General features: G+C 56.2%; 25 protein-coding genes. 19 read left to right on the plus strand and 6 right to left on the minus strand.

Annotation, left to right across the window (positions count from 1 at the left end):
• The first annotated feature begins 32 nt into the window (after window positions 1–32).
• On the plus strand, window positions 33–977 hold the full coding sequence (locus DW806_RS08220) for a sugar phosphate isomerase/epimerase family protein (protein ID WP_118729648.1): 945 nt from the start codon (window positions 33–35) through the stop codon (window positions 975–977).
• A 79-nt stretch (window positions 978–1,056) separates the two neighbouring features.
• Window positions 1,057–2,070, plus strand: a complete 1,014-nt coding sequence (locus DW806_RS08225) for a sugar ABC transporter substrate-binding protein (protein ID WP_118729649.1) — start codon at window positions 1,057–1,059, stop codon at window positions 2,068–2,070.
• A 281-nt stretch (window positions 2,071–2,351) separates the two neighbouring features.
• Here the strand turns inward: DW806_RS08225 and DW806_RS08230 are convergent, their stop codons facing one another.
• The gene (locus DW806_RS08230) at window positions 2,352–2,882 is read right to left on the minus strand and encodes a DUF5662 family protein (protein ID WP_110435976.1); all 531 of its coding nucleotides are present in this window, start codon (window positions 2,880–2,882) and stop codon (window positions 2,352–2,354) included.
• Between the two features lie 376 nt (window positions 2,883–3,258).
• Here DW806_RS08230 and DW806_RS08235 point away from each other — a divergent pair, with 376 nt between their 5' ends.
• From DW806_RS08235 to trmD, 8 genes are all read left to right on the plus strand, one after another.
• A complete protein-coding gene (locus DW806_RS08235; RefSeq protein WP_118729650.1) occupies window positions 3,259–4,683 on the plus strand; it encodes an extracellular solute-binding protein in 1,425 nt (474 codons plus the stop codon).
• Window positions 4,684–4,725: 42 nt separating this feature from the next.
• Window positions 4,726–7,719, plus strand: coding sequence for an EAL domain-containing protein (locus DW806_RS08240; protein WP_118729651.1), 2,994 nt, complete (start codon window positions 4,726–4,728; stop codon window positions 7,717–7,719).
• Between the two features lie 181 nt (window positions 7,720–7,900).
• Window positions 7,901–8,272: a YlxM family DNA-binding protein gene (gene ylxM / locus DW806_RS08245; RefSeq protein WP_110435979.1), complete on the plus strand. Its 372-nt coding sequence runs from the start codon at window positions 7,901–7,903 to the stop codon at window positions 8,270–8,272.
• Window position 8,273: 1 nt separating this feature from the next.
• Entirely contained in the window at window positions 8,274–9,632 is a 1,359-nt protein-coding gene (ffh, locus tag DW806_RS08250; RefSeq protein WP_110435980.1) for a signal recognition particle protein, read from the plus strand.
• Between the two features lie 64 nt (window positions 9,633–9,696).
• Window positions 9,697–9,939 carry a 30S ribosomal protein S16 gene (gene rpsP, locus DW806_RS08255; RefSeq protein ID WP_110435981.1) on the plus strand — a complete coding sequence of 81 codons (243 nt, stop codon included), beginning with the start codon at window positions 9,697–9,699 and terminating at the stop codon, window positions 9,937–9,939.
• A 14-nt stretch (window positions 9,940–9,953) separates the two neighbouring features.
• Window positions 9,954–10,184 (plus strand): KH domain-containing protein, encoded by a 231-nt coding sequence (locus DW806_RS08260; RefSeq protein ID WP_110435982.1) that lies wholly within the window; start codon window positions 9,954–9,956, stop codon window positions 10,182–10,184.
• Window positions 10,185–10,907: 723 nt separating this feature from the next.
• Window positions 10,908–11,414 carry a ribosome maturation factor RimM gene (rimM, locus tag DW806_RS08265; RefSeq protein WP_116705292.1) on the plus strand — a complete coding sequence of 169 codons (507 nt, stop codon included), beginning with the start codon at window positions 10,908–10,910 and terminating at the stop codon, window positions 11,412–11,414.
• Entirely contained in the window at window positions 11,411–12,145 is a 735-nt protein-coding gene (gene trmD / locus DW806_RS08270; protein WP_118729652.1) for a tRNA (guanosine(37)-N1)-methyltransferase TrmD, read from the plus strand. The genes rimM and trmD overlap by 4 nt, the downstream gene beginning before the upstream one ends.
• A 340-nt stretch (window positions 12,146–12,485) precedes the next feature.
• Here trmD and DW806_RS08275 read toward each other — a convergent pair whose 3' ends face one another.
• The 5 genes from DW806_RS08275 to DW806_RS08295 are packed head-to-tail and all read right to left on the minus strand — an operon-like array spanning window position 12,486 to window position 15,077.
• Window positions 12,486–12,932, minus strand: a complete 447-nt coding sequence (locus tag DW806_RS08275; protein WP_118729653.1) for a hypothetical protein — start codon at window positions 12,930–12,932, stop codon at window positions 12,486–12,488.
• A 40-nt stretch (window positions 12,933–12,972) separates the two neighbouring features.
• Window positions 12,973–13,182: a PspC domain-containing protein gene (locus tag DW806_RS08280; protein ID WP_110435986.1), complete on the minus strand. Its 210-nt coding sequence runs from the start codon at window positions 13,180–13,182 to the stop codon at window positions 12,973–12,975.
• Between the two features lie 58 nt (window positions 13,183–13,240).
• Complete coding sequence (locus tag DW806_RS08285; protein ID WP_118285933.1) at window positions 13,241–14,107, minus strand: hypothetical protein; 867 nt, start codon at window positions 14,105–14,107, stop codon at window positions 13,241–13,243.
• Window positions 14,104–14,763 (minus strand): DUF1700 domain-containing protein, encoded by a 660-nt coding sequence (locus tag DW806_RS08290; RefSeq protein WP_118729654.1) that lies wholly within the window; start codon window positions 14,761–14,763, stop codon window positions 14,104–14,106. Before DW806_RS08290 ends, DW806_RS08285 begins: the two co-directional genes overlap by 4 nt.
• Window positions 14,760–15,077, minus strand: coding sequence for a PadR family transcriptional regulator (locus DW806_RS08295; RefSeq protein ID WP_110435989.1), 318 nt, complete (start codon window positions 15,075–15,077; stop codon window positions 14,760–14,762). The genes DW806_RS08290 and DW806_RS08295 overlap by 4 nt, the downstream gene beginning before the upstream one ends.
• Window positions 15,078–15,294: 217 nt before the next feature.
• Here DW806_RS08295 and DW806_RS08300 point away from each other — a divergent pair, with 217 nt between their 5' ends.
• The 9 genes from DW806_RS08300 to DW806_RS08340 all read left to right on the plus strand — a co-directional run bounded on the left by DW806_RS08300 (window position 15,295) and on the right by DW806_RS08340 (window position 25,091).
• Window positions 15,295–16,365 (plus strand): D-alanine--D-alanine ligase family protein, encoded by a 1,071-nt coding sequence (locus DW806_RS08300; protein WP_118729655.1) that lies wholly within the window; start codon window positions 15,295–15,297, stop codon window positions 16,363–16,365.
• Window positions 16,358–17,155, plus strand: coding sequence for a glutamate racemase (gene murI / locus DW806_RS08305; protein ID WP_118361064.1), 798 nt, complete (start codon window positions 16,358–16,360; stop codon window positions 17,153–17,155). The genes DW806_RS08300 and murI overlap by 8 nt, the downstream gene beginning before the upstream one ends.
• A 13-nt stretch (window positions 17,156–17,168) precedes the next feature.
• Window positions 17,169–17,612 carry a DUF1934 domain-containing protein gene (locus DW806_RS08310; protein WP_118361062.1) on the plus strand — a complete coding sequence of 148 codons (444 nt, stop codon included), beginning with the start codon at window positions 17,169–17,171 and terminating at the stop codon, window positions 17,610–17,612.
• A 39-nt stretch (window positions 17,613–17,651) separates the two neighbouring features.
• A complete protein-coding gene (gene argS, locus DW806_RS08315; protein ID WP_118729656.1) occupies window positions 17,652–19,349 on the plus strand; it encodes an arginine--tRNA ligase in 1,698 nt (565 codons plus the stop codon).
• Window positions 19,350–19,641: 292 nt separating this feature from the next.
• Entirely contained in the window at window positions 19,642–21,126 is a 1,485-nt protein-coding gene (locus tag DW806_RS08320; protein ID WP_158578328.1) for a S41 family peptidase, read from the plus strand.
• A gap of 54 nt (window positions 21,127–21,180) precedes the next feature.
• The gene (locus DW806_RS08325) at window positions 21,181–22,212 is read left to right on the plus strand and encodes a hypothetical protein (RefSeq protein WP_118729658.1); all 1,032 of its coding nucleotides are present in this window, start codon (window positions 21,181–21,183) and stop codon (window positions 22,210–22,212) included.
• 304 nt (window positions 22,213–22,516) lie between these two features.
• Entirely contained in the window at window positions 22,517–23,479 is a 963-nt protein-coding gene (gene prmA / locus DW806_RS08330; RefSeq protein ID WP_110435996.1) for a 50S ribosomal protein L11 methyltransferase, read from the plus strand.
• A 78-nt stretch (window positions 23,480–23,557) separates the two neighbouring features.
• On the plus strand, window positions 23,558–24,283 hold the full coding sequence (locus tag DW806_RS08335; protein WP_118361147.1) for a 16S rRNA (uracil(1498)-N(3))-methyltransferase: 726 nt from the start codon (window positions 23,558–23,560) through the stop codon (window positions 24,281–24,283).
• A 25-nt stretch (window positions 24,284–24,308) separates the two neighbouring features.
• Window positions 24,309–25,091: a hypothetical protein gene (locus tag DW806_RS08340; protein ID WP_118729659.1), complete on the plus strand. Its 783-nt coding sequence runs from the start codon at window positions 24,309–24,311 to the stop codon at window positions 25,089–25,091.
• Window positions 25,092–25,154 lie beyond the last annotated feature (63 nt).

A 25,154-nucleotide genomic window follows, 5' to 3' on the forward strand; every position in this document is an offset into this window, starting at 1 on the left:
CGAGCGAAGAACACTCTGAAAGGATATGCAAAATGAGATTCTGCTTAAATACCGACTGTCTCGGCTACATGCCGTTTGAAGAAATGCTTGATACCGTTGCGGAACTCGGCTACGAGTCCATCGAAATCGCCTGCGGCAACTGGTCCAAAGCGCCGCATATTGACCTCGATGCCATGCTGGCAAGCGAGGAGACCCGCAAGAACTACATGGATGCGATTACAAAGCGCGGACTGGTGCTTGAGGTGCTCAACTGCTCGGGCAACCAGCTTGCACCGAACGAGGAGGGCAAGCTGCATCAGGAGGTAGTCGAAAAGACCTTTAAGCTGGCAGGTCTACTCGGCGTCAAGAAAATCGTTATGATGAGCGGCTGCCCGGGCGGTTCGGCGGAGGATCACACCCCGAACTGGATCGTAACGAGCTGGCCGCCGATCACCACCAAGATTCTCAACTGGCAGTGGGATGAGGTGCTCATTCCGTACTGGAAGAAAACCGTCGAGTTGGCAAAGGCCAACGGCATTGAGAAGATCGCACTCGAGAACCACGGCTGCCAGATGGTCTACAATCCGGAAACGCTCATTCGTCTGCGTGACGCAGTCGGCCCGATGGTCGGCATGAACCTCGATCCGAGCCATCTGATGTGGATGGGCGGCGATCCGGTCGCCGCAGTACACAAGCTGGGCGCGGACCGCATTTACCATGTACACGCCAAGGACGTCCGCATCGAACGCAACTATATCGGTCCGGACGGCGTACTCGACACCAAGACCATCGACCAGTTTGCAAAGCGCACATGGAACTATGTTGCACTCGGTCACGGCCATGATGTCAGCTGGTGGAAGGAATTCCTGTCCTGCCTGAGCATGGAGGGCTATGACGGCCCGATCAGCCAAGAGATGGAGGATCTGACTATGCCGGCACTGACCGGACTGAAAAAGTCCACCACCGTACTCAAGGAAGCAATGCCCTGCGATCTGTAAAAAGTAACGCTTCGGCGCTATTGAATAAAAAAGAGAGACCCCTGAAGAGAAAAACGAGAGGAAAGAAAGGACAATTATCATGAAAAAGAGACTGTTAGCGATGACTCTGGCAAGCGCACTGTGTGCAGGTATGCTGGCGGGCTGCGGCGGCTCCCCTGCGAGCGACAACGGCGGCTCCTCCGCAGACAGCGGCAGCAGCGGTAACGCTTACAACATCTCGGTTATCGTAAAGCTGACCGACGGCCACTTCAACAAGGTTATGGCAGGTGCAAAAGCATACGCCGATGAGCACGACAACGTAAACGTAGATATCCAGTCTCCGACGTCGGCAACGTCCTACGATGAGCAGGTCAACATGATCGAGACCTCGCTCGGCAACCCGAGCATTGACGCGCTGGTACTGGCTCCGCTGCAGTCGAATTCTGCTTCCACGCTGGTTGCGAACACCGATAAGGTTGTAATCGCACTCGATACCGACTTTACCTCGGACAAGAAGCTCGCGTTTGTCGGCACCGGCAACAAGGACGCTGCCAAGAGCGGCGGCACGGCAGCCGTAGAAGCCGCCAAGGCGAACGGTGTTGACAAGCCGACTGTCCTTATCGTTACCGGCGTACAGGGCGACGAGACGCACGAAGCACGTCTGGCCGGCTACAAGGAAGGCGTTGAGGAAGCCGGCGGCGAGGTCATTGAGGTGCAGTACTGCGACGGTCTGGCTGAGAAGGCTGCAACCGCAATGGAATCCGTTATGCAGATGTATCCGGACGGCATTGATGTTGTTCTTTCCTCCAACGATGACATGGCAATGAGCGTTGTTAAGATCATCAAGGACTCCGGCAACGCCAAGTATGCCGACACCATCGTGTGCGGCTTTGACGGCAATACCTCCGCTATCTCCGCCATCAAGGACGGTACGCTCGGCATGGATATCGCCCAGCTCGGCTACGACATGGGCTATAAGGCAGTGGAAGCTGCGGTAAAGGCGCTGGAAGGCGAACAGGTTGATTCCTTCATCGACTCCGGTTCCAAGGTCGTTGACTCCACCAACTGCGATGAGTACATCGACGACATGAAGGCTAAGGGTCTGTGGGAGTAATTCGCAGACCGGCTGCACGCTGTTAAATCTCTTTTTCCTTTGGAAAAACGGTCGGGTCTGACGCTCCAACGTTCCCAATCGTACCGCCTCGGGACGGCGGTATTTGCCCAAGGGTGATAATGCTGAAACACACAGCGCACAGGACGAAGGTCCTGTGCGCTGTTTCGGTTCTTTGCTTGCAAAGCGGACATAAACAAAAAGTATCCACAGCCTGTGGATACTTTTGCGGCTGCACATCATATTATAAAAAGGAATCAGCCGGTCGGCTGATTCCTTTTTGCTCAATATCCCGTTTTAAGCAGTTTTCGTGCAGCCGCAAACGCCCTTTCCTCGCCCTCGTCGCGCAGAATACGCAGCAGGGATTCCAGCGCGGCGGCGGTATCCGGATGGATGATATAGTGATCGACCGAGTGTGCATAGTAATCATACGGATCGCTGTCGCGGTAGGCAGCACCGCGATAGGTCTTGCTGGCGGCTACGCGGTCGCAGAACATCTCTATTACATATTGAATGGGCATTTTCATGCCGCACATACCGGAGCCGTCGGCGGCGTAGTCGATCCAGTACTCCAGATGATGCTTATTCCGGCCCTTATGATGCAGCCATGCTGCGCTGTAGCCCTTTTCGCGGCGTTCGATTTCGTTCGGGCTGCGGTTGCCCTGATAATATTTTGCACCGGCGGAAAACTCCACCGGACTGAACTTGCTCAAATCGTGCGTCAGTCCCTGCCAGTATAATCCAACGCGCCAGCAGTGCCGGAGAACCAGAAAACGATGGTGCTGCACCGTGCGCAGATGTGAAAGCCATTTCATGGCATGCGCCCTCCTTTTTTCGGACTGATAGTATTCTACCATGCTGTGCGGAAAAAGAAAAGCAAAAAACAATGTGCAATGTGTGTCACAGGGAACTCGCGCTTTACGTTTTTTGCGCATTGTGATAAACTATAGCAGTTCAGACAGATACTGCATCGGGTGCATGCATACAGCACACAAATACCATTATCAATTTCATTTGCCATGCGGCAGTATGCCCGCGTAAAATTTCCGCGCTCTTTACGCGCGGTGCACGCTGCTTTAATTGTGCGGTGTTGCCTTATAGGAATGGAAAAAGAAAAATTCCGTGCATATGGGAAAATACATAGAATCGGATGAATTTGTTTACATACTATCATGAGGAAAAGAGGAAACTATGAAGGCATACAAGCGGTTGATCGCCGGAACGGCGGCTGCGGTCATGCTGGCGCTGACATGTGGCGGCTGCGGTGCGGAAAAGAAGCCGGTGACGATCACAATCTGGAACTACTATAACGGTGAGCAGCTCGAAGCATTCAACCGGATGGTGCAGAAGTTCAACGATACGGTCGGCAAAGAGCAGGGGATCACGGTGGAAAGCGCCAGTCAGGGCAGTGTAAATGATCTGGAGACTAACGTGCTGAACGCTGCGGAAGGCAAGGTCGGTGCGGAAGAGCTGCCGAATATCTTCTCCGGCTATGCGGATACCGCCTATGCGCTCGATCAGCAGGGCATGGTCGTGGACCTGAATGACTACCTGACCGAAAGCGAAAAAAGCGAGTACATCGAAGGCTATCTCACCGAGGGCGACTTTGACGGTGATGGCAGCATCAAGATTTTCCCGACCGCAAAGGCCACCGAGGTGCTCTATCTGAACGATACCGACTGGCAGGCGTTTTCGCAGGCGACCGGCACGACCTATGACGATCTTGCGACGGTTGAGGGATTGACCGCAGCAGCCGAGAAATACTATAACTGGACGGACGCGCAGACCGAAGCGCCGGATGACGGCCGTGCTCTGTTTGGCAGAGATGCGATGGCAAACTATCTGCTCATCGGTGCAAAGGAGCTTGGCTGCACGATTTTTGACGTGCAGAACGGCAAAATGACGCTTGATTTTGATAAAAATGTTATCCGTAAGCTGTGGGACAACTACTATGTGCCGTTTATCAAGGGCTATTTTGAGGCAAACGGCCATTTCCGCAGCGATGACATCAAAACCGGTACGATCCTGTCCTATGTCGGCTCCAGCTCGAGCGCGACCTTCTTTCCGGACAGCGTAATGACCAGTGATGACGACAGCCATTCGATCGAGCTGAAAGTGCTGCCGAATCCGCATTTTGCGGGTTGTGAACCGGTTTCGGTGCAGCAGGGTGCGGGCATGGTTGTCACCAAGGGCGATGAGGCGGAGATCAAGGCGAGCGTAATCTTCCTCAAGTATTTCACTGCACCGGAGAACAACATTCAGTTCTCGATCAGCTCGGGTTATCTGCCGGTCACCCGGGAAGCGAATAAAGAAGAAATGCTGGCTGACAGCGAGGTTGCTATGACACCCGAGGTCAAGTCCGTTCTGCAGATGGCGGTCAAGACGGTAAACGAGAATAAGCTGTACACCACCCGTGCCTTCGAGGGCAGCAAGAACGCGCGCAAGGTGCTGGAATACGCGATGAGTGATCTTGCTGTGGCAGACCGCGACACGGTGGAGCAGCGCATTGCAGCCGGGCAGAGCGCGGAGCAGGCCGAGGCGGAATTTCTGACAGATGCATATTTTGACAGCTGGTATCGGGATACGCTGGCGCAGCTTCAGGCACACGAAGGATAAGAGAAACAGCTCGAGAGATCAGGTTTGAACAGGCGGTGCGGTATGAAGGCTCGCAGTAAGCCAACAGAAAAACGGGAAAGATCGGTCTTTTCCACTATATTTATATCGGTACTGGTCATTCTGGCGGTCGAGGTCACACTGCTGATCGGCTCCATCGCGGTAAGCCGCGTGCCGCAGCAGCTGGACCGGAATGCGGAGGATATTTTAGCCAAACAGGTTGAGAACCGCAGCAGATATCTGGAGGATTTTCTCGTGCAGGCGCAGAATCTCGGCGATATGCCGAATCGGATCAACGAGAAGACCGAAGCGCTGCTGACCTCCGGTCAAATCTCAAAGGATACGCTGGGACAGAGCAGCGCTTCGAGCGAGCCGCTGCTTGAAGCGATTGCGGATGATTTGGTGACGCAGCTGCGCAGCTCGTCGGTGACGGGCGTATTCGTGGTGCTCAATACATGCGATCTGGATGCCCGCAAGACCAATGGGCGTCTGCCGGGCATTTATCTGCGCGATCTGGACCCGAATGCGGCGGCTTCCGAGCGCAACGAGGATCTGATGCTGTCGTTTGCACCGGCAGGAATCGTGAAGTCCATGCGTATTACGACGGACTCCTGCTGGCAGCCCGCGCTGGACTATGAAGAGCTTGATGATTTTGTGTATCAGCCGTTCATGACCGCCTATCAGGACGGCGGCAAGCTGCTGATGGCGCAGTACGGCCGCTGGACGACCTCGCCGTATGTTCTGCCGGGAGACAAGCGGGAAGCAATCGCATACGCGCAGCCGCTCATCCTGCCGGACGGCACGGTGTACGGCGTTGTCGGCGTGGAGCTGCTGTGCAGCTATCTGGAGGAGCAGCTGCCGCTGACCGAGCTGCAGAATGACGGCACCGGCGCATACCTGCTCGCCGTAATGACTGATGAAAAGCCGGTCGGCAGCATTCCGCTGCAGCCGGTGACGTTTTCTACGCAGGATCGTTCGCTGAAAAGCGCGCAGAGCATTGTCATGCAGGACAGCAGTGCTGCCGGCACCATTGTCGTCAATAAGACAAAATACTTCGCCTGTGCGGAACCGCTGACGCTGTACGACCGCAACGCACCATTTTCGAATGAGCACTGGCTGCTGCTCGGCATTGTGCCCAACAGCACGCTGTATAAAATATCCAACGATATGCAGAGTCTGCTGCTGGTGGCAGTCGTGCTGACGCTGGGTGTTGGTCTGGTATGCAGCTATCTGGTCAGCCGCGGACTGGCGCATCCGATCCGGCAGCTGTCCGACGAGGTAGCCGCTATACAGGATAAGAGAACGGAAATCCCAAAGCTCTCGCGCACCGGCATCCGCGAGATAGACGGCTTTTCCACCGCAATCACCCAGCTCAGTCAGGATATTCTGGATACCTCCACGAAATTCCTGCGTATTATGGACATGGCAAGTATTGAACTCGGCGGCTATGAAATCCGTGAGGACAGCGATAAAGTATTCGTGACCGACAACTTTTTCTCCATGCTCGGCATGCAGGACGCCAACCCGAATGATGTGACGCGGGAGCGGTTTGAGATGCTGATGGAGGAGCTGGTGCTGCAGAAGGAGAGCTTCAGTCTGCAGGATGGCGGCTGTGTGTTCACCATTCCGCAAAAGGACGGCAGTGAGCGGTTTGTCATGCTGCGCATCACCGGCGAGGACGAGGTGCAGGTCGGTCTGGTCGAGGATGTGACTGCAGCGACACTTGAGCGCCGCCGCATCGAGCATGAGCGCGATTACGATGTGCTGACCGGTCTGTACAACCGCCGTGCCTTTGATGCACGGGCGAAAAAATTGTTCCGTATGCCGGAAAAGCTGGGGCATGCTGCAATGCTGATGATGGATATGGATAACCTCAAGCAGATCAACGACACGTTCGGCCATGACTGGGGCGACCGATATATCAATCTGGCGGGTCAGTGCTTTGCACAGACGCTGCCCCAGAATACCATTTGCGCCCGTATGTCGGGAGATGAATTCATTGTGCTGTTCTATGATTACGATGAACGAGACGAAATCCGTCAGGTGCTGAACAGGCTTTCCGAAGCAATAAAGGAGCGCACGGCGCTTCTGCCGAACGGCGACACCATGCGCATCAGCATTTCCGGCGGTATCGCGTGGTATCCGGAGAACGGCAGGGATCTGGCTACGCTTAAAAAGTATGCGGATTTTGCCATGTATCAGGTGAAGCATGAGTCCAAGGGCGAAATGGGTGAATTTGATATCGGCGCCTATAATCAGGAGGTCTACGCAGCACAGCTGCGCAGGGAATTCCTGCAGATGCTGCGTGAGAACAGCGCGGGCTACCATTTTCAGCCGATTTTCTCGGCGCATACCGGCAGGGTGGCGGCGTATGAGGCGCTGATGCGTGTGAAAATGCAGCTTCTGAATTCGCCGCTGACCGTGATGAAGCTGGCGCGCGAGATGGACAAGCTGTACGAGGTTGAGCGGCTGACCATCTTCAAGGCGACATCCACGTTTGTGATGATGCAGAACAGGGGGCGACTGCATAGGAACACCAAGCTGTTTCTCAACTCGATTGCCAGCAGCAGCCTGACGGATGAGGATGTTGCGGAATTTAAGGCACAGTTTGCCGAGCTGCTGAATAATTTGGTCATCGAGATCACCGAGGAAGAGGAGATCGACCGCGAGGCGCTGGAGCGCAAGCGCAGAGCACTGGGCGATCAGGGCGCGCTCGCGCTGGATGACTGGGGCAGCGGCTACAGCAACAGCAACAGTCTGCTTGAGCTGTCGCCGGACTATATCAAGGTGGATATCACCATTATCTGCGATATTGATACCGATGCGGATAAGCAGCAGCTGGTCAAGGATATTGTGGAATACGCACACGGACGCGGCATGAAGATCGTTGCCGAGGGCATCGAGACCGAAGCTGAGCTGCGCAAGGTTATTGAGTTGGGCGTTGATCTGCTGCAGGGATATTTTCTGGCGAAGCCGGCGGCGTCTCCGAGTGAGATCGCGCCGCAGGCGCTGAGCGTGATTCGGTGGATGAATCGGTGAGCGGGTCGCTTGCAAAGCGGGAGAAGCTGCGGTTTCCATCCGCAATTCCCGATGATGCAACCGGAACGAAAAAATCTTTACAATATGAAAAGTTTCCTCTTGACAAAAGAGCCGATATAGGATAGAATAATCACGTTCGATGTAAAGGCAAAACACTTTACACTTCGCAGGGAGGATCACCATGAAGGCAACACCGCTTGAAATGAGCCTGCTGTTTGACTTCTACGGCGAGACCCTCACCGAGAAGCAGCGCGAGCTGTTTGATCTGTATTACAATGAAGATCTTTCGCTTTCCGAGATCGCCGAGCACGCCGGCATCACCCGTCAGGGTGTGCGCGACAGCATCAAGCGAGCGGAGCACGCCCTTCATGAGATGGAGGACAAGCTCGGTCTGGTGGCCCGATACGGCGACACCGAGCGGTGCGCAGAGGAACTTCAGCACGAGGTTGAGCAGCTGCATGAATTGAACGCCGCACAACTGCACAGTGCCGAGGCGGACGAGATCGTTTCCCGCATGACGGCACTGCTCGAACAGCTCAGGCAGGAGGCTTAACATGGCATTTGAAGGGCTTACCGAAAAAATTTCATCTGCTTTTAAGCATCTGCGCAGCAAGGGAAGGCTGACCGAGTCCGATATCAAGGACGCAATGAAGGAAATCCGCATGGCACTGCTCGAGGCGGACGTCAACTTCAAGGTCGCAAAGGACTTCATCAAGACCGTTACCGAAAAGGCAACGGACGCGGAGATCCTCGAAAGCCTGTCTCCGACCCAGCAGGTCATCAAGATCGTAAACGAGGAGCTGGTTTCGCTCTTGGGCGGCCAGACCACTCGTTTGACCATATCGCCGAACCCGCCCACCATCGTGATGATGGCCGGTCTGCAGGGCGCCGGCAAAACCACCAACTGCGCAAAGCTGGCCGCTCTGCTCCGCAAGCAGCAGCAGCGCCGACCGCTGCTCGTAGCCTGTGACGTTTACCGTCCGGCAGCTATCGAACAGTTAAAGGTAGTTGGCAAGCAGCTTAACATCCCCGTTTTTGACGAAGGTCAGGGCGATCCGGTCGAGATCGCAAAGCACGGCATCGACTTTGCCCGCAAGAACGGCTATGATTTGGTTTTCCTCGATACCGCAGGCCGCCTGCACATCGATGAAAAGCTGATGGATGAGCTGAAGAACATCAAAGCAACGGTCAAGCCCACCGAGATCATCCTCGTGGTGGACGCAATGACCGGTCAGGACGCTGTAACGGTCGCACAGACCTTTGACGAGGCTCTCGGCATCGACGGTGTGCTCATGAGCAAGATGGACGGCGACGCACGCGGCGGTGCAGCGCTTTCGGTCAAGGCCGTTACCGGCAAGCCGATCAAGTTCATCGGCACGGGCGAGAAGCTCGGCGATATCGAGCCGTTCCACCCGGACCGTATGGCAAGCCGCATTCTCGGCATGGGCGATGTGCTGACGCTGATCGAAAAGGCGCAGGAGTCCTTTGATCAGAAGCAGGCAGCCGAAACCGCCAAAAAGATGATGGCCGGCAAGCTGACGCTGACCGATTTTTACGATCAGCTGCAGAAAATGAAAAACATGGGCTCGATGGAGGAAATGCTCGGCATGCTGCCGGGTGTGGACGCAAAAGCCCTCGCCGGTGCAAAGATCGACGAAAAGCAGATGGCGCATACCGAAGCCATCATCCAGTCTATGACCCCGAAGGAGAGAGATAATCCCTCCATCATCAACTACTCCCGCAAGAAGCGCATTGCAAACGGCTGCGGACTGTCGGTCGAGCAGGTCAACAAGCTGCTCAAGCAGTTTGAGGCCATGCAGAAGATGACCAAGCAGCTTACCAGCATGGCACGCAGCAAGGGCAAAAAGCGCCGCGGCTTCCCGGGACTGGGCAACTTCAAGCTGCCGTTTTAATCGCTATTCGTTTGTAAAGTAAATTTACAATAGATAAATTTCTATAACAGGAGGTGAAATTTCAATGGTAAAGATCAGACTGCGTCGCATGGGCGCTAAGAAGACTCCGTTCTACCGCATCGTTGTCGCTGATTCCCGTTACCCGCGTGACGGTCGTTTCATCGAGGAGATCGGCACTTACAATCCGCTGGCAGAGCCGGCTGTTGTCAACGTAAACGCTGACCGCGCTCAGGAGTGGATCAAGAACGGCGCTCAGCCGACCGATACCGTTCGCGGTATTCTGAAGAAGGCCGGTGTGCTGAATTGAGTGAGGTCGTCGAAATGAAAGAGTTACTGACTTATATAGTCGAAAATCTGGTTTCCGATCCGGCTGCGATTGCCATTACTGAGGAGATCGACGGCGATAACATCACCTACTCGCTGCGTGTAGCACCGGGAGATATGGGTCGCGTTATCGGTCGCCACGGCCGCATCGCAAAGGAAATCCGCACACTCATGAAAGCGGCAGGCAATCGCGAGAACAAGCGCGTCACAGTTGATATTCTCGACTGAGCCTGCGCGGATCGCGCCGAAGTGTTAATCACTTCAACTTGAATGAAGAGCCGGTGCCGTCAGGCGCTGGCTTTTTCCGAAAATCGCCGCAGCGCGGCGATTTTTTGTTTTTATCGGGCACCGATTATGCGGGGCACACGAGTTGCGTCAGCAATACGCTCTGTCTGGGAGGCACCCTTTTCGGCACTGACTCAACGGGGGGCACGAACTGCGTAAGCGTATTCGTCCCTAACGGGCGGGTGTTTTTCACTGAGATTCAGCGGGGAGTTGCGCTCTGTGGAGCGCGGGAGTTTGCCGCGCCCGCGGCGGGGCAAAAAGGAAGGACAACCTACGGTTTTCCTTCCTCTTTGAACTCCTGCCTTTCCCTTAGAGGGCACGGCGAAATTTGCAGAGCTGAGACTCGCAAAGGAACGGCAAAGGATTTTTCTTCCGTGTCTTTCTCAACCGTTTCGCAGTGCCAGATACCGGACTGCTACACAGGCGGTCTGCTCCCCGCTGAGTGCGGCATAACAGTGCCGCACAAATTCTTAACGTGTTGTGTTGGAAGGCACCTACGCAGTTAAATGTGGTGAATGTCTAAATTCGCAGGTGCCGTGCGTAGTAACGGGCTAAAGAATTGCGCGACCCGTCCGCAGACGGCGAAATCCCCGACAGATAAACGAATCACCATCAATCAAACATCGCAGGAATAAAAACGCTCACAGGCAGGAGGAAAGAACGAATATGCCGAAGAAATTTTTAGAGGCCGGCAAGATCGTCGGCACGCACGGCGTGCGCGGCGACCTGAAGGTGCAGAGCTGGTGCGACAGCCCTGAGGTGCTGTGTGACTTTGACACGCTCTATCTGGACGAAAAAACGCCTGTGACCGTCGAAAAGGCGCAGGTTCACAAGAATGTTGTGCTTATGCACATCAAGGGCATTGACACGGTCGAGGCTGCCGAGGCGATGCGCAACAAGGTGCTCCACCTCGACCGCGAGGACGTAGAGCTGCCCGAGGATCTCGTGTTCATTCAGGATATTCTGGGCTTCAAGGTGTTCGATCTGCGCGTTGACCGTGTAATCGGCCGCATCCGTGACGTACTGACCAGTAATCCGGCGCACGATATGTACGAAATCGCCGGTGAGGACGGACGTCTAATCTACATTCCGGCCATCAAGCCGTTCCTCAAGGAGATCGACATGGAAGCCGGCGTGATCTATGTTGAGAGCATCGAGGGTCTGATCGAATGAAAATCGACATTATGACGCTGTTTCCGGAGATGATCAACGCGGTTATGCGCGAAAGCATCATCGGACGCGCCCAGGACAGGGGTGTTGTCGAGGTCAAGGCAACCAACATCCGCGATTATGCGCTCGACAAGCACCACAAGGCAGATGACGCGCCCTACGGCGGTGGACGCGGACAGGTCATGCTGGCTGAGCCGCTGTATCTGTGCCATCAGGCGCTGAGTGCCGGCGAACATGTACACACGGTGTTCCTCTCTGCACAGGGACAGCCGTTTAACCAGCAGAAAGCGCGTGAGCTGCTCGCGAAGGAGCACTTTATTCTGGTCTGCGGCCATTATGAGGGCATTGACCAGCGGTTTATCGACGAGTGCGTGGATGAGGAGATTTCCATCGGTGACTTTGTGCTGACCGGCGGGGAGATTCCCGCGATGGCAGTTGCGGACGCAGTATGCCGCATGGTGCCGGGCGTTCTGCCGGACGAGGAAGCGTTCACGGCGGAAAGCCACTGGGACGGTCTGCTCGAGCATCCGCAGTACACCCGTCCGGAAAACTGGCGCGGCAGAGAAGTGCCGGAGGTGCTGCTCTCCGGGCACCATGCCAATATTGAAGCATGGAGACGCGAAATGAGCCTGCGCCGCACGAAAAAGGATCGGCCCGACCTGTTTGCACAGTTTCAGCCGCAGGATAAGCGGGATAAAAAGATTCTCGATAAAATTCACAGCGATGAGCGGTAAAAAGAACCCTTCGGGGTTCTTTTCAGTCTGTCAAAAAAGTATTATTTTAATTTTTACGCTTCGTGCGGCAGCACGCATAAAATAGGATTTGCGAAGCAAATTCATAAATTCCGGGAGCATGTATCTCGGAATTTATACAAGGGAAGAAAAAATGTGCCCGTAGGGCGCGGTTTTTCTTCAGTATTCGCTCGAAAGCGTGGTTTCGAGCGAGAGGCTGCTCGGAAAACGATAGTTTTTCGACAGCCTCAAAAGAACCCTTCGGGGTTCTTTTTTGTTGCGCAAACGCGAAAAGAGAGCCTGCTTACACAGACTCTCTTTCCGGACAGCTCCAAAAGGAAAATTATGCGTTTGTATCATTGGACTGCTCGAGTGCGGCCTGTTCGTCCGCAAGAGCAGCTTCGCGCTTTTTCTCCAGACGCGAGCCGATAAAGTAGCCGACAGCGGCCACAACGACCGCCCAGACGGTTGTGCTCGGGGATTTCGCCAGAATATCGCCCAGACCGGTACCCTGCATCTTCTCACTGAGAATACCAACCAGTCCGCACAGGATATAGCCGACAGCGGCGCCCAGACAGGTCAGCTGGAACACATGGCGCTTCATGCCGAAGATCTTCACATCGGCAGGATCAATATCTTCTTCCTCTTCTGGTTCCGCATCGAGGATGGCGGGTGCATTTTCATCCTGCGCAGCGGGCGGGGTATCTTCGGCTGCGGCAGGCAGGGTTTCCTGCTCCTGCACATCGGAAACCGCCTGTTCTTCGTCCAGCGGCTGCTGGTTTTCGCTCATAGCGAGCACTTCCTCTCTTTTCCGGAGAAACGGCGATGGGTCACATCATATTGTTATTGCGCGTGCTCTCGGACGGAATGATGATCGCGGCGATAATATACGCCAGGATACCCGAACCGCCGAGGAAGCATACAAGCGCCCATGCCAGACGGATCAAAGTCGGGTCGAGATCAAAATATTCCGCGATGCCGGCACAGACACCGCACAGCATGCGGTTGGATTCACTGCGATACAATTTCTTGCCATTCATCGTAAAGTCTCCTTTTCTTTTATCATACGTTGTTTTGTGGATTTCGTCAAGTTACAGTTCAGACAGGGGTATCAGCGTTCGTGGATGCGATCTGAGAAAGCAGGCTGATCTGTCCGGAGCCGGACACTCTGGCTTGCAGATCGTGTGGAACGTGCTCGGCGCGGTTATCGTATTGTGCAGTGCCGTTTCCGAGTTCGTCCATCTGAACCAGCGGTGTGCCGTTCATTATGACTGTACCCCAGTTGGCAGTGGCCCGTACATGATACTGGTCTGCCGACTCTGGCAGGGTGGCGGATAAGCGGCCGTCGGTTGCATCCAGCGTGATTCTGTGTCCATACAGTTCATCGGCGGTGAGCGTACCATTTCCGGCAGACAGCTCGATATTCTGCGCGGATAGACGGTCACGGATGGTCACATTGGCCTGCTGTCCACAGGAAATGCGGATTTGCAGATAATTTCCGTCACGGGGCAGGGTAATCGTTGCCGGTTCATCGTTTGCCCAGAGCGAAGCAGTCCAGTGTGTACCGTTTATCTGCGTATCTGCGAAATTAACGCTTGCGCTGACGGCGAAGTCCGAACCGTTCTCGATAGTAAATTCTCCACCATTAAGCGCCAAGTCGATGTAATCGATTTGATCGACCGACTGGATAGGCATATCGCCGTGCTCGATGGCATTCCGGCGGGTTTCGAGGTAATCCTGCACCCAGCTGGTGTCGAAATCGCTGTCATTATCTTCATCGGCGGTGACAATGTGGTCGCTGATGTTCACAAACTTATCGGAAAAATTTTGTGCGGCATCGCTGAACGGGTGCAGCGCACCATCGTAGTACACGCTGTAAAACTGTCCGCCGAGCACATGACCGACCGTCGTCAGTCCCAGACCGAGCACCAGCACGGCAGCGCAGGCAATAATGAGCTTTTTCATACATTTCCACCTCCTGTACGGCGGCATCTGTTGCGAATCCAGTTAAACGGCGCACGCAGCACGGCGACAAAGGCGCGGAACACCGGCGGCACAAACAGAATGCTCAGCTTGATGGACAGCAGTCCGAGCAGGATACCGGCGGCAAAGGCAGCCAGTCCGTTGCCGAGTGTGACGAGCGCGTTCGCCGGTGTCGCCCACAGTGTGCAGGACAGCAGGGCAATCACGGCTCCGCCGCAAATCAGCGCAAGCGGAATGCCGTACAGAATGAGCAGTACAGCGAAAATCACCGCGAGCGCGGTCACAACGATCGCCAGAAGCACGCCAAGCACGGTTGCACCTGCGCCGAATACGAGCGGCAATCCGATCGGGATAGCGAGCAGCACCAGCACAATCAGCAGCAGCGGACTGATACCGCGCCAGCGGCGCTTTTCTTTTATCGGCTGTGCATGCGGTACAGCGGTCAGTTCGCGGTAATCCGCGAGAATCTGCGCTGCAACCTTTGCCGGCTCGCCGAGTTCCTCAATGGCCTTTGTCTCGTTTTCCGGGCCTGCGTCGTCAAAATATTCTTCGTAATAGCGCAGAGCGTTCGCGCGTTCCTCCTCCGGCAAAACCGAGAGCGCACGCCGCAGCGCTGCCATGTAATCTGCTCTGTTCATTCGTTCACCCCTCCAAAAAAGATCGTGTCGATCCCGCTGCGGTAGTTCTGCCAGTCGATGCGGTGCTGCCGCAGAGCGGCTCTGCCGTGCTCGGTGATCTGGTAGTAGCGGCGGTTGCGGCCCGCATAGGCCTGATCGTAGGTGGTCAGGCAGCCGTCCTTCATCAGCCGCCGAAGTACCGGATACAGCGTAGATTCGGAAATATCCAGTACCTTTTGCACGTCCTGCGTAATACGGTAGCCGTAGGTGCTTTCTCGCTCGACTACGGCAAGCACGATGCCGTCCAGCAGGGAGGACGAGATGGGATAGGACATATGGAATCCTCCTCTCCTGTGTTTCTAATAATATTATATGAGATATAATATAGTCCGTCAACAGGTATATCAAAAATAACTATGAAGGAATTGTAAATTTTGTGGGATCAGTGCAGGAAAAACACTGTTTTCGCATTGTATTCGCCGGAAAGATAGCGTATAATGGTATCTGTATAAGTATGGGCAGAGGAAACGAACGAAAGGGCGAATCTGATAAATGAAACTGGCTGTATTATTCGGCGGTATTTCGAGTGAGCACGACATCTCGTGCCTGTCTGCCGCTTCTATTTTGCGAAACCTGAATAAAGATAAATATGAAATCTATCCGGTCGGCATCACCCGCAGCGGCGAGTGGCTCTACTGCCCGAACTGTGATCCGGACCGTGTAGAGAGCGGTGCGTGGGAGCGCATGACCGGCAAGGTAAAGGTCGTTCTCGCACCCGACCGCGGCATGCACGGCATGGTGCTGCTCCGTGAGGGAGAGATCGAGATTGTCCGTCTGGACTGCGTATTCCCGGTGCTGCACGGCGTCGGCGGCGAGGACGGCACGATGCAGGGTCTGCTCGAGCTGGCCGGCATTCCGTACGTCGGCTGCGGCGTAGCCGCAAGCGCGAACACGATGGACAAGGCCCTGACGAAAAAGGTCGTTGAGGGTACGGGCGTCCGTCAGGCACGCTACTATCTGGCGCTGAGATATGACTTTGAGCGCAATGCCGAGGCAGTAATCGCCGCGGCTGCGGAAACGCTGGGCGCGTTCCCGGTATTCGTCAAACCGTGCTCGCAGGGCTCGTCCGTGGGCGTTGCCAAGGCGAACAATCTGCTCGAACTGGCCGAGGGCCTGACCGAAGCATTTAAGCTGGATACCAAGGTGCTCGTCGAGGAGTTCATCGACGGTCACGAGGTCGAGTGCGCGGTGCTCGGCAACCTCGAACCGCAGGCCTCCACGGTCGGCGAGATCGCTCCGACGCAGGAGTTCTACACCTTTGACGCCAAGTACAAGGACGAAAGCTCGCGTCTGTACATTCCGGCACATATCACCGAGGAGCAGATTGCGACCGTCCGTCGGGACGCTGTCCGCGTTTACACCGCACTCGGCTGCCGCGGCCTGTCGCGCGTAGACTTCTTTGTCACCCACGACAGCGGCGAGGTCGTTTTCAACGAGCTGAATGCGATTCCGGGCTTTACCTCGATCAGCATGTACCCCAAGCTGTTTGACTACGAGGGCATCGGCTATGCCGAGCTGCTCGACCGCCTGATCTCTCTGGCACTGGAGGAGCACAATGGATAAGCGTGCGATTGGCGTATTTGACTCCGGCTTGGGCGGTCTGACCGCCGTGCGCCGTCTGCACGCCCTGATGCCGCAGGAAAATATCATCTATTTCGGCGATACCGGCCGTGTGCCGTATGGTACGCGCGGCCGCGATATCATCACCAAGTATGCCCGGCAGGATGTGGCGTTTCTGCGCCAGTATGACCTGAAATCCATCATCATTGCCTGCAACACCGTGTCCGCAATCGCGCTTGACCTGCTTTCCGAGGAGAACGACATCCCAATCATCGGCACGGTCGAGCCTGCCTGCCGCCGCGCCATGACCATGACGCAGACCGGCAGAGTCGGCGTGATCGGCACGGCGGCCACCATCCGTTCGGGTGCATACGAGAAGTATCTGCACAAAAAGGACGGCACGCTCGACCTGTTCACGCAGGCGTGTCCGCTGTTCGTGCCGCTGGTCGAGAACGGCCGCGTGCACCGCGGCGATGTGGTCATCGAAACTGTGGTGAAGGAATATCTCACGCCGCTGAAGGACGCAGGTGTGGATACGCTGATTCTCGGCTGCACGCACTATCCGCTGCTCGAGGAGGTCATCGGCGACTTTATGGGTCCGGATGTGACGCTCATTGACTCGGGCGCCGAGGCGGCAAACCTCGCTTCCACGCAGTTTGACCCGAACGAGGGTACGGGTACAACGCAGTATTTCGTTTCGGACGATCCGCAGGGCTTTGACCAGCTCGCCGAGCTGTTCCTGCAGGAAAAGGTCGATGTCGGTGCGGAGCTTGTGGATATTTCCCGCTATTAAGGAGCATAGAAATATGAAGAAGGACGTTTGGCTGACGATTTCCTCTCAGCAGCAGTTTGCGGGCTGTGACGAGGAGAACATCGACCTGCAAACCGCTGCCACGCTGTACGAGCGCGGCGGAAAATATTACATCGCATACGAGGAAAGTGAACTGACCGGACTCGAAGGCACCAAGACCACCGTCAAGCTGGACGGCAAAACGGTTGCCCTCATCCGCACGGGTACGTTTCCCTCGCACATGCTGTTCGCTGAGGACGAGCGCCATGTCGGTCTGTATCAAACGCCGGTCGGCAGCGAAATGGCTATCGCCACCCACACCTCGCGGGTGCACAACACCATCGGCGAGAACGGCGGACACCTTATCATCGACTATACGGTCGAGGTGGACAACTCTCTCATGGGAGAACACCACTTTGAGATGACGGTATCGACCAAACCGAACATTCAGGTCGTTTAATAAAGTAAAAATAAGAGATTTAGATATAGGAGTGTACACATGAACGCATACGAAATCGCACGCGCCGAAGCAACCCGCGTTGTAGAAGCGGCGTACCGCAAGGCTGTAGCCGCAGGCGAGCTGCCTGAGGGCACCATTCCTCCGGTTGCAGTAGAGACCCCGAAGGATTCTTCCAACGGCGACTGGGCATCCACCTTTGCTATGCAGTGTGCAAAGCCGCTGCACATGGCGCCGCGCAAGATTGCGGAGAGCATCGTGGCAAACCTCGACCTCGAGGGCAGCTGCTTTGACACCGTGACCATTGCAGGCCCGGGCTTTATGAATTTCACGCTGAATCAGGGCTGGTACGAGCAGGCTGTCCGCGGCGTATTCGCCATGGGCGAGAATTACGGCCGTACCGAGAGCAAAAAGCCGGAAAAGGTCATGGTAGAGTTCGTTTCCGCCAACCCGACCGGCCCGATGCACATGGGCAACGCGCGCGGCGGTGTTCTGGGCGACTGCCTGTCCTCTGTTCTGGACTGGTCCGGCAATGATGTTACCCGTGAGTTCTACATCAACGATGCAGGCAATCAGGTAGACAAGTTCGCGCACTCGGTCGAGGGCCGCTATATCCAGGAGATCCGCGGCGAGGACGCCATCGAGTTTGACGCTTCCTGGTATCAGGGCGACGACATTAAGGCGCTGGCGCATGATCTGGTAGAGCAGTACGGCGACAGCCTGCTCGAAAAGACCCCGGAGGAGCGCTTCGCCGTTATCGAGGGTTACGGCCTGCCGACCAACATTGCCCGCATGGAGCGCGACCTCAGGCGTTACAAGATCAACTACGACGTATGGTTCCGCGAGTCCACTCTGCATGAGAGCGGTTACGTTAAGGAGACCATTGATATGCTGACCGCCAAGGGCGCAACCTACGAGACCGAGGACGGCGCACTGTGGCTCCGTTCGACCGACTTCGGCTGCGACAAGGACGACGTTCTGCGCCGTGCAAACGGTTTCTATACCTACTTTGCGGCCGATATCGCTTACCATCGCAACAAGTTCGAGAAGCGCGGTTTTGACCGTGTTATCAACATCTGGGGCGCTGACCATCACGGCCATGTAAAGCGTCTGCAGTGCGCTCTGGATGCACTCGGTCTGGACGGCTCTCACCGTCTGGAGATCGTGCTCATGCAGCTTGTCCGCATGATGCAGGGCGGCGAGGTTGTCCGCATGTCCAAGCGTACCGGCAAGAGCCTGACGCTGACCGACCTGCTCGACGAGATTCCGGTCGATGCAGCGCGTTTCTTCTTCAACAGCCGCGCCGCTGAGACACAGATGGAGTTCGACCTTGACCTTGCTATCAAGCAGGATTCCGACAACCCGCTGTACTATGTGCAGTACGCACACGCGCGTATCTGCTCCGTGCTCAAGAACGCACAGGAGAGCGGCATTGCGCTGCCGGATACCGGCAAGACCGACCTGTCCGTGCTGACCGGCGCAGATGAGCGTCAGCTCATCAAGCAGGTTGCTCTGCTGCCCGAGGAGATCGTGCAGTCCGCTGTCAGCCGCGATCCGTCGCGTCTCAACAAGTACGCCGTTGCACTGGCGCAGCAGTTCCATCATTTCTACAACGCCTGCCGCATCAAGGATGCCGAGCCGGCTGTCCGCGATGCGCGTCTGACCCTGTGCCTGGCAGCGAAGCAGACCATTGAGAACGTGCTGAAGCTCATCGGCGTAGACGCACCGGAGTCCATGTGACAACGTATAGGGGACTTCAAAAGTCCCCTATATACGAAGTATGGTTCCGGAGAAACCATACTTCGATACCCGAATGACGCGCTCCAAGAGCGCTGGGTCGGGGTAACAAAACCCACGCACATGTCGCGGGTTTTGTTGCGGCGCATGCGCCGCTGATTGCAAGCCGCCGTGTAACGGCGGCCGTCTGCGGACGGGACCAATGGCTCGGTTTTTCGGTAAAAAACCTGCCATGCGGTTACGTTTTGCAAGCAAAACGGATTTTTTTGCCGCGCTGAGCGCGGAGGAGACCCACATGAAAAAATTAGCGAAAAGAATAGCGGCACTGGCGATGACGGCGGCAATGATGACCGCCTCCGCCGGTGCGATCACGCAGGACGGACAGAGCGAAACGTGGTTTGACGGCGTTTGGGCGCTCATTGATGCTTTCGGCCTCAAGGCAGAGCATGATCCGTACGTTCTGCAGAACTATATCAATAAATATCTGGAAAAGCATCCGGATGAGATGTATGACGTACTCAACGACATTCTCTCGCTGCTCGATACGCATTCCATGTATCTGTCGAGCGAGGAGTATTCGCAGGGATTTTCGACGCTTGAGGGCTTTGTCGGCATCGGCGTCGGCCTGCAGGAGACAGAAAACGGCGTACAGATCGCTGAGGTCATGCGCTATTCAGCGGCGGAGGAAGCCGGTCTGCAGATTGGCGATCTTATCGTGAAAATCAACGGTGAGGACGCAACCAAGTTGAAAAATGCCGATGTAGCATCTAAGCTGCGCGGCGAGGAAGGTACGTCGGTCAAGCTGACCGTGCGCCGCTACGGACGGGACATTACCGTTACCTGTGAGCGCCGTCAGGTCAACCGCGTGTACGTTTCCAACAAGACGATGGCGGACGGTGTGGAGTACATCAAGGTCAGCGCCATCGGCTCGCAGAACGACTGGTCGGCGTTTTCGGAGATTTGGGACAGCCTGCCGTCTAAGAACACCCGTGCGGTCATTCTCGACCTGCGCGGCAACGGCGGCGGCCTGATCGACGCGGCGCTCAAAATGGCGAATGCTATGACGCCGGTCAAGGATGCAGAGCTTGCCGGCGTCCGCTACCGCGACGATATGGGCGGTCTGGAGCAGACCTATTCGACCGGCAATGCGCTGCCGCTTAACAAGATTGTCGTTCTGGTGGACGGCGGCACGGCTTCCGCGGCGGAGCTGCTGGCAGGCAGCCTGCAGGATACCGGCTCGGCGACGCTCATCGGCAGCAAGACCTACGGCAAGGGACAGGGGCAGTTCCACATTGATCTGGTAAACGGCGACAAGCTGGTCATCACCACGCTGGAACTCGAACTGCCCAAGCAGGGCTGCTGGGAAGGTGTCGGCCTGACGCCGGATATCCAGCTGGAGAACCGCAAGGTTACGGTCAATACCAAGGATCTCAAACCGCTCGATACGAGCACAACCCTGCGTTTTGGCGACAGCTCGGACGCGGTTTACGCCATGACCGAGCGCCTGTCGCTGCTGGGACTGCTCACCGAAGCAACCGGCAGGTATGACGGCGACGTAGCGGACGCGGTAGCGTCCTTCCGGGCGGCTTACGATCTGCCTGCGGCGCTGTATGCGTCTCCGGAGATGCTGAGCGCACTGGACGAAGCGGTTACTGCGCTGAACGGCCAGACCTATCTGGTGGACGATCAGCTGCAGAGCGCACTTGAAATGTGCAGGCTGGCGGCGGCAAAACCGCAGCAGTATACCGTTAAGAGTGACGGCAGCTGGACGAAAAAGTAAACTTTATCAACTGAAATATGAATATTTTTCATCTTCTTAGGAGGAAGAACAACCTTGGATATTCCTTTATGTCAATCCGAGCATAAACCGCAGCTTTTGCTGAACGATCCGGCGGCAATTTCGCTGTATCATACCGCGCCCGAGCAGTTTGCAGGCGCGCTTGCACCGAATGCCGAACTGTGTGATGCATGGGCTGAAGAGCTGGCGCCGTTGCCGGTCGGCCTGGCGCTCGAGTGCCCGCCCGAACCCGATGCGGAGCACTGCGAACGCCCGATCACCATGCACTACATTGAGCAGTGCAAGGAGGTCTTCCGTCCTCTGCTGCACGATGATGCGGCGTTCTATTATCTGCATGGTGCGCCGACATTTCCGGCGCTGCGTGCCGCTGTGCTGGCTCTGGGCGATCTGTGCGGCCGAACGGTAATTGCGGAGCTGCATGTGGAGGACGATGAAGGCCATCTGCCGGACGGCACGGATGTGCGGGCGGCTATCGGTGTGCTGCAGCGCATTGGCGTTACGACTGTGCTGATCAGCGCACACGATCCCGAATCGCTGACGCAGGCGCTCGAAATCGCGGCGCCGTATGCGCGGCTGTCGCTCGGCGTGTGCATGCACGCGGACTGGCTGTCTCAAACCACACTGTACAACACCGAGGTAATTGTGCCCGACAGTACGGAAGCATTCGTCGCGGCGCTGCGCGGCAATCAAGTGGCGTGCAAAACGCTGCCGCGCGATCACGATGATTTTATCTGTGCGCCGGACGGCAAGCACGCGCATTTTATCGCTCCGACCATCGACATTTCGGATGAGATCGAGTGCGGTCCGCATCTGGATGAGGATCTCATCGAAGCCGAGGATGATTCGGGTGCGTTCAAGCTGCTGCTCGAAACCGAAGAGGATGTTGTCACACTGGAGGAATCCCGCTATATGATCTCGCGTCCGCTGTGCCTGTGCGCGGAATCTGCCGACCTGCTGGAGCAGGGTCTGCGGGTATTTCCGGGACTTGCACTGTATGACGGCACATGGGAGCAGGAAGACGCGGTCATTTCGTACTTCGAGACGAAATACGGCATGATCCGCTTATAGGGGACTTCAAAAGTCCCCTATATACGAAAGACGGTTCCGGAGAAACCGCCTTTCGATACCCGAATGACGTGCCCCAGGGGCACTGGGGCGGGGAAACAAAACCCACGCACATGTCGCGGGTTTTATTGCGGCGCAATGCGCCGCGGAGTGAATGCTGCCGCAGAGCGGCAGTCGCCTGCGGGCAGGACCAAAGACTCGGGTTTCTGGACGAAAACCGGTCTTGTAGTTGCAATTATGCAAGCAAATTGTTATTGAATACCGCGCGGAGCGCGGTTATCTGGATAGGAAAGGCAGGGTGGAACCTATGGATTGGAGAGAAGTTACGATCTACACGACGACCGAGGGCATCGGTCCGGTCGAGGCACTGCTCGAGGACAACGGCGTAGAAGGCTATGTGCTTGAGGATGCGGCGGATTTTGAAGAATTTCTCAAGGACACCGAAATATACTGGGACTATGTAGACGAGGATCTGGTGCGCGAGAAGCGTGCACAGGAGACCTGTCTCAAAATCTATCTGCCGGACAGCGACGAGGGTGCAAAGCAGTACGCGGATATCCGTGCCGCGCTGGAAAACCTCAAGGCGCGCGATGAGGAGCACGCATGGGGCCGACTGTGCACGGAAACCGCGCTGACCCGTCAGGAGGACTGGGAGTGGGGATGGAAGCAGTATTTCAAGCCGTTCCCGGTGGGACGCAGCTTTATGATCAAACCCTCGTGGGAGACGGTTGAGGACCCGCAGGGCCGCCGTATTCTTGAAATCGACCCGGCGTCGTCCTTCGGCACCGGCAGCCATGACACGACCCAGCTGTGCATGATGGCGCTCGAGGATGCGGTAAAGCCGGGCGACAAGCTGCTCGATATGGGCACTGGCTCGGGTATTCTGGCCATCGCGGCGGCTATGCTCGGCGCGGATGTGCAGACCATTGTCGATATCGACGAGAACTGCCTGAAAACTGCACATGAAAATGCGGAAAAAAACCATGTCGAGATCGGCAGAGGTCTGTGCGGCGATGCGCTGCGCGACCCGAAGCTCGCCGAGGACATCGGCGGCGGCTACGACGTGATCGTGGCGAATATCGTGGCTGATGTCATCATCGGCATGTCGCCCATGTTTGCGGATAAGCTGGTCAAGGGCGGCACACTGATCTGCTCCGGCATCCTCAACGAGCGTGCCGAGGAGGTGCGCGCGGCGCTGGAAAAGAGCGGATTTACGATTCTTTCGCACGAAAAGAGCGATGACTGGAGCGCTTTTGCTGCGAAAAAGTGATTTGTTTCAGGATTCACGGAATGTTCACTTGCCAAACGGCTGTTTTTTTGCTAAAATAGGAAAGGTTATTTGATTATTATGCCTCGATTTTTTGTCGATCAGCAGCCGCAGGACGGCGTGCTGACCCTTACCGGAGAAAACGCGCATCACGCGGGACGTGTTCTGCGTCTGCGTGTCGGCGAAGGTGTTACCCTGTGTGACGGTGCCGGGATGGATTTTGACTGCACGGTGGAAGCCGTGGAGAAGGAAGCCGTGACCTGCCGGGTCGTAAGCTGCCACGCGGCGGATACCGAACCGAAGCAGTCTATCACGCTGTTTATGGCGCTGCCCAAGGGCGACAAAATGGAATTTATCGTGCAGAAGGCGGTAGAGCTCGGCGTCAGCCGTATCGTGCCGTATCTGTCCAAGAATTGCGTTTCCCGACCGGATAAGACCGAAAAGAAGGTGGAACGCTGGCGTAAGATTGCTGCCGAGGCAGCAAAGCAGTGCGGCAGAGGACGTCTGCCGGAGGTGGCAGCCGTTGTACCGGTCGCTCACGCAATTGCGCAGGCGGCGGAAAGCGAAACGGCACTGTTTTTCTACGAAAACGAGAAGCGGACCGGTCTGCACGATGCGCTTGCAGGCGGTGTCAGGGACACGGTTTCGCTGATGGTCGGGCCGGAGGGCGGCTTCGATCCGGCTGAAGCAAAGGCAGCCGTGGACGCGGGACTGCAGAGCGTTTCGCTCGGTACACGCATCCTGCGGTGTGAGACTGCGCCGATTGCGGCGCTTGCGGCCGTGCTCTATGCCGGCGGCAACATGTGAGAAGAAATAAAGGGAGTGTTAAACATTGGCAAAAAACAATGTGGGTAAAAAGCCAATTTCTCAGGAAGAGTATACCACCAACAAGGTGCTCGCAGTATTCAGCGTGTGCCTGCTCGGCGTGCTGGTACTGATGATCCTCGAGCGCCTGCTGGGCTACAGCAACACCTGGAAGACCGGCGTGCTGGTAACGCGGGTGCTGCTCGGTGTGGGCATTGTCGGTGCAGCAGCCGGCATCATCATGCTGGGACAGGAGCATGCAGGCAAGCGCAGCAGCGTGCGCCGCATCGTGTGCGGACGCAATATGCTGATTGCAAGCATCGTTGCCATCGTATTCCTGACCGCGATCAACTACTACGGCACCATGCCGATCAAGGCGATGTATGTTGTCCTGCCGGTTCTGGCAGTGTATTATCTGGTGTATCATTCTTATGCGCCGGAATTTTTCCTGATTGCAGTAGATACCGGTGTGGGTGTTGCGGCAATGCTGGTGATTCACCGCGCGCTGGTTTCGGCTAACCATACATGGATGTCCACCGTGGCGGCAGCAGGTACCGCGGTACTGGCACTGATCCAGATCGCTGTTACGGCTTCTCTGCGCCGCAAGAAGGGTAAGTTTACCTTCCGCGGCCGCAAGATCGACACCCAGTTCAGCAAGAACGCGTACCTGATGCTCACCATTACGCCGATCGTGATGGTAGCGCTGACGGCAGTCGTTGTACTTGCGGCAAGCCATGTCATGATCGCACTGGGTGCGGCAGCGGCATATCTGTTCATCACTGCGGTATACTATACCGTGAAGCTGATGTGATAATTGCATTTTTCCTGTCGAAGCGCGGCGCGTTTTGACGGTTAGACAGCGGGCGGCGCAGCC

It is taken from the genome of Butyricicoccus sp. AM32-19, from assembly GCF_003480365.1.
Taxonomy (GTDB): domain Bacteria; phylum Bacillota; class Clostridia; order Oscillospirales; family Butyricicoccaceae; genus Agathobaculum; species Agathobaculum butyriciproducens.